Source organism: Leeuwenhoekiella sp. A16, assembly GCF_047946675.1.
Taxonomy (GTDB): Bacteria; Bacteroidota; Bacteroidia; order Flavobacteriales; family Flavobacteriaceae; genus Leeuwenhoekiella.
On sequence record NZ_CP172313.1, the window covers coordinates 2,748,457 to 2,762,086 of the forward strand.

Genomic DNA, 13,630 nt, shown 5'->3' on the forward strand with positions numbered 1-13,630 from the left:
GCCGCTCAAAATTAGAGCGGCTCATTGTAATTTTTATTTCGCAAAGAGAAGTGAAGTTCCTTAACTATTTCACTTCTTTAAGTAATTCTTTTACTGCAGCTTGTAGTTGCGTGTCTTCACCATTAAGGAAAGCTTTATAAGGTAACGGAACCATGATATCTGGTTCCAGCTCCAGGTTTTCTGTAGGTCTTCCTTCGGCACCAATTGTCGCAACCATAGGAATTCCAAAAACAATAGAAGGATCTATCTGGCGCTCCCACCAGACGGCAGTTCCTGTTCCTGCAACCGGCATTCCTACCAATTTACCTACTTTGTTTTGCTTATACACATAAGGGAAAATAAAGGCATCACTGTAATTACCTTCGCTCATCAGTACGATACTGGGTTTGCTCCAGCGCGTCATAGGTTCGCCACCTTTTACCAGATTACCCTGAGGTGCAAACTGCAAATATTGATCACCGCTTAAAAAGGTGTTGAGGTCATCATGTAACCAACCGCCACCGTTGAAACGAGTATCTACCACTAGCGCTTTTTTATTCAGGTTCTTACCCAAAGCATTTTCAAAAACATCTCTAAAGCTGCTGTCGTTCATACCCTGGATATGCACATAACCCAGCTGACCGTTACTTAAAGAGTCAACTTTATGCTCCATCATGTTTACCCAGCGCTTGTACATGAGTCTGCTTTCTTCTCCCATAGAAATAGGTTTTATGGTTTCAGAAAAAGTAGAACTGCCATTTTTTACCGTAAGTAAGACATTTTTATCTTCCAGATTGTTGAGGTATTTATTCCAGTTTTCGTCGGATTTTATGGCTTCTCCGTTGATTTCTGTGATAATATCGCCACTTTTTATCTTGTTCTTAGCGTTATCTGTTGGTCCGCCGGCAATTACTTCTGTGACTTTTATGCCTTCGCCCTGATAATCTTCATCAAATAATAAACCTAAGGAAGCCGTGTGATCCCCATTTTCGCTACTAGCGCCGTAACGACCTCCTGTATGAGAAGCGTTTAGCTCGCCAAGCAATTCACTTAACAATTCCTGAAAGTCATAATTGTTATTGATGTGCGGAAGAAATTGAGCATATTCATCGTGATACATTTTCCAGTCAATACCATGAATGGTGGGATCGTAGAATTTTTTAGTCACCTGTCTCCAGATATGATTAAACATATACGTGCGTTCTGCAGAAGGGTTGAGCACCATATCTCCTGAAATAGCAATATTTGTAACCTCGCCTTTTTCTGCATCTACTTTTACCAGCTTACCATTATTGCTTAGGAAAAGCGTTTTGTCATCATCGCTAATTTCGATTCCGCTTGGGCTGCCTCCTAATTTGGCCAGAATTTTAGTTTCACGTGTTCTGGGTTCTGTTACCCAAAGATCATATCCTTTTTCAAAAGAAGAAAGATAATAGACTTTGCTCGCGTCTTTATTCAGCACATAATCGCTGATGCTGGAGCTGTTAATAGTCAACTTTTCTTTGCGAATATCAAGATTGTCAAAGTCAAGTTTAAGCGGTTTTACTTCTTCTTTATCTTTTTTCTTTTTGTCTTTCTTATCCTTTTCTGCTTCCTCTTTTTCTTCCTGCTCCTTTTTTTCTTTTTGTTCGCGATCGTTTAAAAGTTCGAACTCTTCTTTGCTCAGTTCGTACTTATCAAAAGCTTCCTGGTCAAAAAATACAGCGTAGATATCATCTTCAGAGCTACCTTGATTAGCAAGAGATTTTCTTCCTTCCCGGCTGCTTTCATACGTCATCATTTTACCTTCCATAGCCCATTTTGCATTGCTTTCGCCAAAACCACTATTTACAGGATAAAAAATGTCGCCGGTTCCATCAGCTTTAATCAAGGCCGTGTTATTGTTGAAGAAATATCCTTTTTGATCATCTACCATAAGCCAGCGGCTGTCTGGGCTCCACTTGTATTTCCAGTCGCCGTCACTGTATGAATAGTTGTGACCTTCAGGCAGTATCGTTGTTTTTTTACCGCTGTCAACATCAAGAACTTTAAGAATATTGCGTTCTTCTATAAAAGCTATTTTCTTCCCGTCTGGCGAATATTGAGGTTGAAATTCTTCAGCATCTGTAGCGATAACAGGTTTTGTGTCTACCACTGTAGAAGCAAAGAAATAATCTTCTTCGGGGCGCTGAATACTAACTTTATAAACATTCCAACTTCCGTCTCTTTCGCCTGAAAAAAGCAAGGTTTTACCATCCTGAGACCAGCTTACCATACGTTCCTGCTCTGGCGTATTTGTTATTCTTTTTGTTCTTGAATCATCAACTCCGGTTACAAAGACTTCACCGCGATTTACAAAAGCGATCTCTTTGTTATTGGGGCTCACAGCAAATTCGGTTACCGTGTTGATATCCATATTTTTTACAGGCTCAAAACCGGCATCATCCATAACTGCGATATCTAGTTTTTGAGGCTGGCTACTTTCAGTCATGGTATATATGTCACCTTTCCATGTAAATGAAAGTGTACCATTATCTGCAATGCTAAGATGACGCACCGGGAAATCTTTAAAAGTGGTCAGTTGTGTTTCATTACTACCGCTAACAGACATTTTATAGATGTTTTGCGTGCCGTCTTTTTCGTTCAAATAAAAAACTGAAGTACCGTCTGTACTAAAAACAGGTTCTCTGTTTTCACCTTTAAAAGTTGAAAGTTGGTTATAGGTATCATCAGCGACATAATACGTCCAGATGTCACGTGTCACTGCAGAAGTATGATGTTTTCTCCAGGGATCTTCATATCCTTTTCTGTCTTGAAAAACTATTGTAGAACCATCTTTACTATAATGCGCATCTTCTGCACCTGCAGCAGAAACCAGAACAGGGCGCCCGCCTTCTACGGGAATTGTATATAAATTTTGCCAGTAGCGCGTTCCTGGGAAACGTACACTTTTCGCAGGAGCGTCACGCCCGCTGCCAAAAAGAACATTCTTATTATCTATTGTAAAATCGTAAGGGTAATCACTAGCGCTATTGAAAGATAATCTTACGGGAGCACCTCCCTGTGCCGGCATGGTGTATACATCAAAATTACCATAGCGATCGCTAGCAAAAGCTAAGGTCTTACCATCGTGGCTCCATACCGGGCGCATGTCATAAGCATCGCCTGTGGTAATTGCAGTCGCGTTGCCACCGCCGCTGTTTACTTTATACAAATTACCCATATAGCCAAAGACTATGGTTTTACCATCTGGTGAAATGCTTGGGTAACGCAGCCACCTGGCATTTTCCTGAGCAAATAATGAACCCGTTAAAAGGCAAAGCATTATTGCTATAACATGTTTTTTCATGAAAAAATTTGAATGAATTAAAAAATAGATTGGTTTAATAATGGTATTAAAAATACAATCTCTTAACATGAGAAGCTGTTAAAGACAACAATAATCTGCCTTGGCGAGGTTATGAAACTTAAAATCGATACAGATTTATGAGTTTAAGATTTTTAGGTCTTTTCTTTTATTAAATTCAAAAAATGACAATTCAGTTTTTATGGAATTCTCACCTATAGAAAGTTTGAATTTTAAATGAATTTCTTAATTAGAATACTTTAGCAGATTTTAGGAGTATAAAACGATATTCAATTGTTTATTTTGTGCTCTAATAATTAATGCTAAACACGTGAATTTAGATACGATTAAAGTCATCGCTTTTGATGCAGACGATACGCTGTGGGTAAACGAAACGATATTTAGAAATGCAGAAAAAGCTTTCGCGAAAAAATTGAGCTATCTTAATTATAGCGAGGATGAAATCATACAGATCTTATTAGATACCGAAATTAAAAATCTGGGTACATATGGTTACGGTATTAAAGGTTTTATACTTTCACTAATAGAAGCCGCGCAAGAAATTACACAGCAAAATGTAGATAGCGATTTGTTACAATTTGTGCTAGACCTGGGCAAAGAAATGCTCGCAGAACCGGTTGAACTTATACCGGGAATAGAGGATGTATTAAAACACTTATCAAAAAAATATAAGATCGTAGTCGCGACAAAAGGTGATCTTCTTGATCAGGAACGTAAGTTGATAAAATCTGGCCTTATAGATTACTTTCATCATATTGAGATCGTGTCTGATAAAAAGGAGAAGCAGTATAAAAAGCTAGTTAGGCATCTTGATATTGAGCCTCATGAATTCTTAATGATAGGAAACTCTGTAAAGTCTGATGTTATACCAGTTCTGGGAATGGGCGGGTATGCTTTTCACATCCCGTTTCATACAACATGGTCGCATGAAGAAGTAGAAGATGATATCAATCACCCTAAATTTAAAGCTCTAAGTGAAGCCAAAGAATTAATAGATTTACTCTAATTCTTTGACCCACAAGATTACTTTGATTAAAAGCGCTTAACGCGGTTATATACAAGTTTTAATTTCTTGTCTATTGTCTTTTTGTGGTTTTGCATAAGATTATATGCTAAAACGCCACTAATTACTCCTGCCCAGGTTTGTGGCATAAGATCAAAAGCGATACATAAAATTCCTACAGTAGAAACAATGTAAGTAAGCGGGGATATATTTAAATTTTTCATAATCATTGATTTAGATATGCCAATATAATTCATTTTAAATCATAAAATGATAAAATAAATTAAAATGAGATAATTGATCCTTTTAGCTGATTTTTACTTGATTATGACCGATTTTTTGGTTCGCTTATTTTCGTTTAGGCAAAAATTCACGGATAACGTAGATCACTGCAGCAACTCCCAATCCTACAAAAAGACCTTTTGAGAAACTAGGTGAGAAGAAGTAAATAATGGCTGCAATCAATGATAAAATGGCAAATAGCAGAATTGTTTTGTGATACTGAGGTTTCATGAATTTAGTTTTGCCAAATATACCCAAACCAAAATTACCTTCAGATTTTCAGATTTAATAGAATTATGAAATTATTTCGATTTTATGGTTTCTTCTGGGGTTTGTTAGACTGTTAAACAATATTAGCTTTCGCGAAAGCTAAAACTGATAAATAAAATTGGTTTTAAAGATAAATTTATATGTTATCTACCTGAATATCAATTTATACGTGCATAATATTAGATTTTATAAAAACCAGAAATAAGTTTTATACCTTTGTTAAGATGTTACGTTAAATGTTAGCTAATTTTTTTGGCAAGCAAGATTATATATACACTTTTAACAGTGTTAATGCGTTAAGCAGGTAAGGCGTAAAAGTCCACACTAATCAAATTATTTATTTATGGAAAATGAGAATAAAAATTCTGGTATTAAGATAATAACGGGGATACTTGCTGTGCTCCTTATTGTTGCCGGAGCCTTTGCCATTAAATTGTACAACAAAGAGAAAAATACAAAGGCAGAACTAACAAAAGAAAAACAAATCGTATTAGATGATCTTAAACAGATGGTTAGTAAGTACGATGCAGTAATTGAAGAAAACAACCTAAAAGACACAGACCTTAATCAAGCGAGAGACAGAATACAAACATTGATTGACAGCGTACAAACAATGGAAGCAGATATTTCTGTTCTGCGTCGTTACAGAGATGAGGTTTATAAACTGAAGAAAGAACGTGAATATCTTTTTGCTCAGAATGACTCTTTAAAAGGTATGAATAAAATGCTCGCTATGCGCGTAGACAGTACAACATACGAGCTTGAAGTAGAGCAAATGCGCCGTGATTCTATAAGCTCTATTAAAGATCGCCTTGCAGAGAAAGTTGCTTTGGGCTCTAGTCTTACAGCAAGCAAATTAACTGGTACAGGAGTTATAGTACGCAATTCTGGTAAACTGGTAGAGAACGACCGGGCGAGACGTGTAGACAGAATACGCGCATGCTACACGGTACCACAAAACCGAATTGCAGAGCCTGGTGATAAAGAATTGTATGTGCAGGTGCTAGACCCGCAAAACAATATTTTAGGTGAAAATAAAACAGTGGCAATTGATAGCGTTACAAACGTAACATACAGCGCGCTGTCTAAATTTTATTACGAAAATACTGCTCTTGATATCTGCGAGAATATTGCAGCAAAAGGAGATGGTTTTGAAAAAGGAGTTTACAAGATCAATGTATTTGACGGTGGTCAGGTTATAGCTCAAACAACTTTAGTACTCGACTAAAAATATTAAGACTTATTTTATGTAGGTTGAATTTCCGCTATTATACTTTGGTATGATAGCGGATTTTTTGTTTGTTATCTTACTAAAAATCGGTTAAAAAGAGGTCAAAATCGCTCAATTCTGGCCAAAAAATAACCTCATTTTAATTTAAAATGAGGTTATTTTTTTATGATATTGGAATATTATTTACCGCCGTTTGCGCGTAGATCTGCTAAACAAAACTCATCAAATTGAGGCAGCGAACTAAGACCGGTCATGCTAAAAACATCATTTACAGTTTGATAATACATAAGGCAATTATCGTTAGTGCAGTGACTGTTATTTTCATTATCCTCATGATCCTGTTGCATTTCTGAACCTACGTTCACAAGGCCAAACAAATGCCCGAATTCATGCATTATCGTAGCGCTTTCTATTAACGACTGGTTTGAACCATTTACAGAGCTACTGTAATCGCGAATCGTCTTTTCAAAAATCACACAAGAAGTATTGCGGTAAGCCGTACCTAAAACAACACTGTTACCTTCATCTTTTTCTGAATTATTATCTGCAAAAAATACCCACACTGCAAGTTCATCACCTGCATTATATTCTGTACGGTTATCATTTTCTATGGTGACAACTTCATCTGTACTTAGTGTACCTTGAGTAGTAGCAGGCACAACAGTTTCTTTAATGCTAATGCCGTCTGGTTTGTGTATTCTGTCTTCAAAGAATTGTACGAGATTATTTATAGTTGTCTGCGTTGGGCGAAAACCCTCAACATATCCTATTTCAAGCTGGAGACTTGTAAAATCATCTGCAGAAAGAAAATCGTGTGCAGACTCACCAAGAGCTTGTTTATTTTCGGCAGTTGAGTTACTGCCACCTTCAACAACATCAGAATCACTATCGCTTGAACAGGAAGTAATTAAAAGTGCAATAAAACATACAATTACAAATTTGGGGGTACTCAGTTTTTTTAACATAAGGTGTATTTTGGCTAAAAGTATGTAAATCCTGCCATCTAGCTTAAAATTGAAATATGCTTTAACGTTGGTTTTAACAGAAAAACACACTGATTAGAGCCAGTTTTTAAAGCTTCAAAGTTAATTTTTAGTAGCTTCTTTTCGTAAAGTAAGCTTTGCTAAATAATCAAAATGCTCACCTTCTGCTATAATTTCACAATTAAATCCTGCTTTTTTAGCCGCTTTATTCAATGTTTCTGAATCAAGATACAACCAGTTAAATGTTGCAGATTGTTCTCCTTTATAACTTAAACTAAAAGTTACCTCACCATAATAATCGCGAGCCGCATCTCGCCAGTAACTACCGTCTTCTTCTTCAAACATATATGAAATGTCTGATGAGTCTAAAAAAATCTGCCCATCATCCTGAAGTAAGGTTTTTAAATGTTCCAGATAAAGAGGGAATTTTTTAATGCTTTCAAAAATTCCGCTGCCGTTCATAAGAAGTAAAATCGTGTCAAATTTATCGGCATTTTGAGCAGTAAAATCGAGCAAATTGGTATTAAAAACGCGCGATATTCCGCGCTTTTTACAAATTTCTGTAGCTCCTTGTGATGTATCAATCGCTGTAACGGCCAGCCCTTTCTCTTTAAGATAAAGTGCATGACTGCCGGCACCGCAACCTACATCAAGCGTGCTGCCTGTAGCGAGGTTTAATGCTGTTTGCTCAAGCTGTGGCATTTCTTGAAAATCGCGGAATAAATAAGGAACAGGAATCTCATCATCTTCTGCAATAGAAGAGTGTACGATTATGTCTTCGCTATAGTTATTTTCGTAAAAATCAATTATGGCTTTGCCAAAAATATCTGTGTTTGGGGTTTGCATTCTATTTATAAGTGTGCTTGTTATTGTGGGAGTTCATAAAGGTCTTTATAATACTCATCAAGAGAAGCCTTCCAGGTAAATCGTTTCGCTTTAGCGTTCTTTTGTATCTCTTTCCATTTACTTTTCTGGTTATTAAAAATGTCAAGAATAGTATCAAAACCTGCTACCATATTGGCTATTTTATCATCATAAGTTTCTCCATCAAAAGAGAAACCGGTAACCATATTTTCTACAGTATCTTTTAAACCGCCGGTATTATGTACAAAACAAGGATTGCCGTTACGCATGGCAAGCATCTGGCTTATACCGCATGGTTCAAAAAGGCTGGGCATAAAATAGAGATCAGTTTCTAAGTAAAGAGAATCTATAACATCTTCAGACTGTGCGTTTATAAAAATGAAATTTCGGTATTCATAACTAATTTTTCGCAAAAGCTCTTCATATTCCGGGGCACCGGTTCCAAGCAACATATAAATTCCATTTACAGATTCCAGCTTTTTTAAAATTTCAATCAGCGCTTCAGGCGATCTTTTGAAAAAGTAAAATTTCTGCTCTGTTAAACGCGCAACGCTTGAACAAATAAACCGGGGTTTGTTTTCGAAATAAGGCATTAACTGTTCACCGGTGTGAGCAAGGAAATCTGATTTGTATTTCTTTGATTCCTGCTGAAGCCATTTAAATATCGCCAAAATGATATTAGGAAATAATCTTCCTTTTTCTGCGCTTCTTATATTGGCATAATTAGCACCATTAAGAATACCAAACAATCTGCCTTCATTGTTTGCCGCCTGCAAATCTTTTTCCAGCCCTTCACCACCTATAAATTCTGGCGGTTTGCTGGGTTGCTGTATGTCATCTTTGTACGATTGGGAAACGGTATGCACAGCGTCTGCAAGGCGTATACCCACAGCCATAAGATTAATGCAATCAGGATATCTGTCATCCTTAAGCTTCTCATAATCATAATTCATGTGTGGAAACCAACTCTTTACTGAAGAATAATTACCATCAAGAGGGCGTATTCCCTGAATGGCCAGATTATGAATGCTATAAACGTATCTTATATTTTTTAAGATCAATAGATTAGGATCGTATTCCTTTATAAATAGAAGAGCACTGGTGTGCCAGTCATGCAAATGCACAATATCTAATTGGCCAAAAACTCCCTGAAGCATCGCTTGTGAAACGGCTTTACAGAAAACGAAAAATTTAATGGCATCTGTGTAAAACGGCTCCAGCCGGTCATTGTGATAAATGTGCGCAATATCGCCACTTTGTATTTCGGGATGGTGAATTACATAATGCGTTATATTTTCAAACTCTTTTTTAGGTTGTACCTCATAGATCTCTGCGCGGTAATCCTCATCTCTCAATTTAAAGAAAAGATTAGCCACAAATTTTGCATTTTTATGTAGTCTGGAATAAGCCGGAACAACTACATGAACGCGGTCACCTCTTTCTGAAATTTGCCTGGGTACATCTCTCACCACATCGCCCATACCGCCGGCTTTACATTCTGGAATAGCATCATTTTCTGAAGCAACAAAAAGGAAATTAAGCATGTAGCAAAAAATTAATGTTTTAGGTTATTTAAGATAATAATTTGAGGGAGGTTTTTGTATGTATTTAAATCAATATTTTGTTAAGTAAAGGCTAAACTTCACTGGTTTTATAATATGACGCATCGATTTTTGTCAATTTTAGGCGATTTTTAATATAATTCTGCCGATTTTCTAATGAGAAAAATATCAGCAAAATTATCTCTAGCACGAAGTAAATATAAGTTTGTTATTAAAACTATTACGGCAAAAATCTAAGATAGTTCTGCTTAATTTTAGAATCATTTAGGCTAACCAAGAGACAGATTTGGGTATCCATTCTAATAGTTTATTTCTGTAATAAAAATGTTGAGATCGAGATGCCCCGCTAGAAATGTTTTAGCCTAAAGGCGAAAAAGCAGCCGGTTACTTAACAAAGAGGTAATGGTAAATAAAATTATAGATTGTAAACTAGCCTAAAATTTTACCAATGTTAAAACAATTTTTCTTTCTTATAATTCTGTTATTTCCGCTAGTCACTAAAGCTCAGGAAAAATCTACGCAGATCGCGTTTGTTGCAGATATTCATTTGCTGGATATCTATGCAGATTATGCAAATTTTGATGGTGTTCCTGTTCCCGGCACAAACAAAAAAGCTAAAATAAGAACGATGAATGCGCAATTGCATTCAACCAGGCTTTTTAATGAGAACTATTTTGCCTTGCGCGCAGTGCTTGATGACATTGCTAAACGGGGTATAAAACTGGTGGCATTGCCCGGTGATTATACTGATGATGGCCAGCCTTTAAATCTTAAAGGGCTTTCAAAAATTTTAAAAGAATATCAGGAAAAGTACAGTATTTCATTTTTCATTACCACAGGAAATCATGATCCTGTTCAGCCTTTTAATATCGCGGGAGGTAAAAACGATTTTTTAGGTGCAAATGGCAAAAATCAGCCAATTTATAGCAAAATCGGGCTGTACACGCCAAAATCGGGTGAAAATGATGTAATAATAGAAAGTGCACTTGAGCATGCAGGCTATGAAACAATTCTAAAAACATTGAGCCATTTTGGTTTTAATCCGCAGGCATCTTATCTGTATTGGGAAACTCCATTTTCTAAATATAATTATGAGAACTATTCCTTTAAAAAAGCCAGGAAAGCGGGGAGACTAAAAAACCGGATGTACCAGTTAAATGATACGCTTAAAATCCCCGATGCTTCTTATCTGGTAGAACCTGTTGATGGTGTCTGGCTTCTCGCAATTGATGGTAATACGTACATTCCTCAACAAAATGGAGGTTTAAGCGGCGCCGGAAAAGGGTATAATAACGCGATTGATTATAAAAAGCATCTGTTTAGCTGGATTAAAAATGTGGCGCTTAAAGCGAAAAAATACAACAAACAACTAATAGCCTTTAGTCATTACCCAGCAATTGATTTTAATGAAGATGCTTCTTCAGAATTAAAAGATTTGTTAGGCGAAAACAAATGGCAATTAGAGCGAGTTCCTGAAGAGCGTATTGCCAAAACCCTTGCGCATGCCGGAGTGAAAATTCATTTTGCCGGCCACATGCACATTAATGATACGGGGAAAAGAGACTACGGTGAAGGCTTTTTTTTAGTCAATATCCAGACGCCTTCTTTGGCCGCCTATATTCCCGGTTACAAACTTTTAACTTTAGTTGAAGGCACTGCAGAAGTTGAGACTGTTACAATTGATGAAGTCCCAAATTTTAAGCAGTTGTTTCCACTTTATGAGCAAGAATATAAATATTTAGAAAGCGTGGGGAAACCTGTTTGGAACCATGAAATTCTAGATTCCAAAAATTACCATGATTTCGCCGAAAGGCATCTTGAGAGTTTGATCAAACTGCGCTTTATACCAAATGACTGGCCTGAAGATTTTTATGTATTTCTGTCTAATCTTAACGGAAAAGATCTCCTTTTCTTAGCAAATTATAAAGATGATTTAAGTCCGGAACAATTTCTAAAAGATAAGAAAGCAATTTCAGGCGTTAAAGGGGAAACTTCAGGTGATTTAAATGCATACGCGAAATGGAATGCAGACCAAATGATAACCGATTTTTACAAGGTGAGAAATGCAGACAAACTCGCTTTTCGGGATATTCCTTCGCAACGCTTAACGCAATATGCTCAAATAATTGATGCATTTTTAAAGAATACTACTTATCAAAAAACATCTAATAAAAATGCTCAAAAACTCTATTTGTTTATGAGCATTTTCAACAAATTCTTAAATGGTTTACCTGCAGATCATTTAAAAATCGACCTAAAAACGGGTAAAATCGACGATTTAGACTAATTATCGGGTTATTTCTAGAGCTTTTAAAATACGATCAAAAATTGCTGTGTTCTCAAAGATTCCTGTAAAATTATGAGCTTGCGGGCCATAAGAAAATACAGGAACCATACTCGCGGTATGATCATTAGATAAAAAACCACCTTCTACTGTGCCATCTTTAAGGTTGCCTTGCATGATACCAAATCCTGATGTCTCATGGTCTGCTGTAATTACCACCAGCGTGTTTTTGTTTTTATCTGCAGTCTTCAAAACTTCGGCAATAGCCTTATCAAAATCAAGCATTTCATTGATAATTCCACCTGTATTATTTGCGTGGCCGTTAGAGTCAATCTTAGCACCTTCAATCATTAAAAAGTAGGGTTTATCCTGATCTTCTAATGCATGAAGCACTTTTTTTATATCCTTTGTAAACTCATTTTCTGATCTTGATTTGTCTGGAGAAAGGTACACCGCTGTGCGCTGATCAAAATTTTCAAATTGAGTAATTTCTTTCTGCACAAAAGCTCCTTTAATCTTCTCAAAATCGTCAGTTCCTTCAGAAATAAAGAAGTCTATTGTACTGTTGTTGAGATCCTGTAAAATTTCATCCCTGTTATCGCGCTCTATTTGATGTGCAAAAAAAGAAGAAGGCGTAGCTCCTGTAATTTTATCTGTCGTGATAATGCCATTTATGAATCCGTTTGCTGAGAGGATTTCAGTAAGATCTTTTAGATTTTTGCCATTGGGAGCGGTTCCTATAGCGCGGTTATTGGTTTTTGTTCCAGTAGCTATTGCTGTGGCGCCGGCAGCAGAATCTGTGACCAGATCATCAAAAGAGGAAGTTTTTATCAGGCCATTTTCCTGAAGTTGGGTAAGCGTTAATTCACCTCTGTTAGCAATTAGCGCAGCAGAAATTTGGCTTAAGCCATTACCATCGCCTATCATTAAAATAACATTTTTAGGCTTGCTGTTTGTGTCATAATCAAATTGAGGTTTGTAAACAGAAATTGGATCATCTAAAGTGAAAGTTCTGTTATCCAGATCTTTTAAGAACGCTGAGGCGAGAGCGGGATCGTCTGTGTTTATAAAATCGACTCCCTGGTTTGCAAACCTGCTCCATGCAGTTTTTGTATCGGGCGCTCCCCAAAACCGAAAGGGCTTCCCTGTGCTATGCGCTTTTTTAATTACAGTTTTGACTTTTTCCAGATCTGTCTCAGTTAATCTTCCTAAACCATTCCAATGTGAATAAGAGCCAAAACTTTTACTGATCATAGCGACTTTTTCCAGATCGATCTTGTCTAAATCATCTAAACTTTGATGGTCAAATTGAATAAATTCAGGGTACTTTATGTAATCCTCAGGTGCCGGTCTGTTTCCTGAAATTACTATGCGAAGCTTTTTATTTGCAGTTAACTCCGGATTTTCTTGTACAGCTTCGATAATGCTTTGCAGGGTAGAATAAGCTTCAGATTTAATATCAACTAGTAATTGTAGTTCACGAAGTTCATTGTTTTTTATGAGCTGTGAAATGGGGTCTAAATAGAGGTTTTTCAGCGTCTGGTTATCGTTAATTTCTTGTTCTGCGTGTGTGACATATAGTTTTTCATCTTTTAAAAATACATCTGCCTCTATAGAGTTTGCACCGTGTATATAGGCTTCCCAAAACGGAAACTCTTTCTCGTAATCGTTATGAGCATGCAGTTTGTATTTATTCTGGGCAATGCCAGCCATTGATACTAACAGCAAAAGCATTCCTAATATTTGTATGCTTAGTTTTTTATTCATCATTCTTCAGATGTTTCGATTTTAAATTAAAAAGAAAAAAGGAGTGAATTTAGAAATCA

General features: G+C 36.5%; 10 protein-coding genes. 3 read left to right on the forward strand and 7 right to left on the reverse strand.

What is annotated here, in order from left to right; all coding sequences use genetic code 11:
* Positions 1-64: 64 nt before the first annotated feature.
* A complete protein-coding gene (locus tag ACH3O9_RS12145) occupies positions 65-3,307 on the reverse strand; it encodes a S41 family peptidase (protein WP_416440784.1) in 3,243 nt (1,080 codons plus the stop codon).
* A 328-nt stretch (positions 3,308-3,635) separates the two neighbouring features.
* Here ACH3O9_RS12145 and ACH3O9_RS12150 point away from each other — a divergent pair, with 328 nt between their 5' ends.
* Positions 3,636-4,331 carry an HAD family hydrolase gene (locus tag ACH3O9_RS12150; protein ID WP_416440786.1) on the forward strand — a complete coding sequence of 232 codons (696 nt, stop codon included), beginning with the start codon at positions 3,636-3,638 and terminating at the stop codon, positions 4,329-4,331.
* A 26-nt stretch (positions 4,332-4,357) separates the two neighbouring features.
* On the opposite strand, the gene ACH3O9_RS12155 is transcribed toward ACH3O9_RS12150, so the two are convergent.
* Both ACH3O9_RS12155 and ACH3O9_RS12160 read right to left on the reverse strand, forming a co-directional pair.
* Positions 4,358-4,552: a hypothetical protein gene (locus ACH3O9_RS12155; protein WP_416440788.1), complete on the reverse strand. Its 195-nt coding sequence runs from the start codon at positions 4,550-4,552 to the stop codon at positions 4,358-4,360.
* Positions 4,553-4,676: 124 nt separating this feature from the next.
* Positions 4,677-4,841, reverse strand: a complete 165-nt coding sequence (locus tag ACH3O9_RS12160; RefSeq protein ID WP_416440790.1) for a hypothetical protein — start codon at positions 4,839-4,841, stop codon at positions 4,677-4,679.
* Positions 4,842-5,223: 382 nt separating this feature from the next.
* On the opposite strand from ACH3O9_RS12160, the gene ACH3O9_RS12165 reads away from it, so the two are divergent.
* On the forward strand, positions 5,224-6,108 hold the full coding sequence (locus ACH3O9_RS12165) for a hypothetical protein (protein ID WP_416440792.1): 885 nt from the start codon (positions 5,224-5,226) through the stop codon (positions 6,106-6,108).
* Positions 6,109-6,290: 182 nt separating this feature from the next.
* Here the strand turns inward: ACH3O9_RS12165 and ACH3O9_RS12170 are convergent, their stop codons facing one another.
* The 3 genes from ACH3O9_RS12170 to ACH3O9_RS12180 all read right to left on the reverse strand — a co-directional run bounded on the left by ACH3O9_RS12170 (position 6,291) and on the right by ACH3O9_RS12180 (position 9,502).
* Entirely contained in the window at positions 6,291-7,076 is a 786-nt protein-coding gene (locus ACH3O9_RS12170) for a membrane metalloprotease (RefSeq protein ID WP_416440794.1), read from the reverse strand.
* Positions 7,077-7,196: 120 nt separating this feature from the next.
* Positions 7,197-7,940 carry a class I SAM-dependent methyltransferase gene (locus tag ACH3O9_RS12175; RefSeq protein WP_416440796.1) on the reverse strand — a complete coding sequence of 248 codons (744 nt, stop codon included), beginning with the start codon at positions 7,938-7,940 and terminating at the stop codon, positions 7,197-7,199.
* Positions 7,941-7,960: 20 nt separating this feature from the next.
* Positions 7,961-9,502 (reverse strand): glycogen synthase, encoded by a 1,542-nt coding sequence (locus tag ACH3O9_RS12180; protein WP_416440798.1) that lies wholly within the window; start codon positions 9,500-9,502, stop codon positions 7,961-7,963.
* Positions 9,503-9,968: 466 nt separating this feature from the next.
* On the opposite strand from ACH3O9_RS12180, the gene ACH3O9_RS12185 reads away from it, so the two are divergent.
* Positions 9,969-11,807, forward strand: coding sequence for a metallophosphoesterase family protein (locus ACH3O9_RS12185; RefSeq protein WP_416440800.1), 1,839 nt, complete (start codon positions 9,969-9,971; stop codon positions 11,805-11,807).
* Here ACH3O9_RS12185 and ACH3O9_RS12190 read toward each other — a convergent pair whose 3' ends face one another.
* A complete protein-coding gene (locus ACH3O9_RS12190) occupies positions 11,808-13,574 on the reverse strand; it encodes an alkaline phosphatase (protein WP_416440802.1) in 1,767 nt (588 codons plus the stop codon).
* Between the last annotated feature and the right edge of the window lie 56 nt (positions 13,575-13,630).